Origin of the sequence: Achromobacter sp. SIMBA_011 (assembly GCF_046535435.1) — a bacterium.
GTDB classification, from domain to species: Bacteria; Pseudomonadota; Gammaproteobacteria; order Burkholderiales; family Burkholderiaceae_B; genus Achromobacter; species Achromobacter dolens.
This window is the reverse complement of sequence record NZ_JAWRWN010000145.1, coordinates 1-348: the sequence shown is the minus strand read 5'-3', so window position 1 is coordinate 348 and position 348 is coordinate 1. Positions and strand designations below refer to the sequence as shown.

At 55.2% G+C, this 348-nt stretch carries 1 pseudogene; it reads left to right on the top strand.

The features are described 5' to 3' along the window. Positions 1 to 225 precede the first annotated feature (225 nt). A pseudogene (locus tag SB816_RS30300) lies at positions 226 to 348 on the top strand (helicase); the annotation flags it as partial.

Below are 348 nucleotides of genomic sequence, written 5' to 3'. Positions count from 1 at the left end.
ACGGAAAATTGAAATGTCGGCATGCCGTCGTGATCTCGTCATAACGGCTCAAGAATAAGCGCGCCAGCTACGACCGCGTGTCCATGGCCGTACTCCGCCGACGACGCCGTTACTCGCAGTTGGCCGTTTTCATTGCCATCACTTGCTGCGAGTGATCGAGGCAGCAGCGTCGAGTCGCCTGGCACGCCCGCTGTTAAAATAGCTGCCTTTTTCTGGGAGAGAAAAGTGTCCTGGTTTATCTATGAAGTGCCCGAATACAATGAAGACGGGGCGCGCATCGAACCCTTCATCGACCTGCGTAGCCGCGTTATGAAACTCAGTGGGCAATCGATGGCCGACGAACTGGAA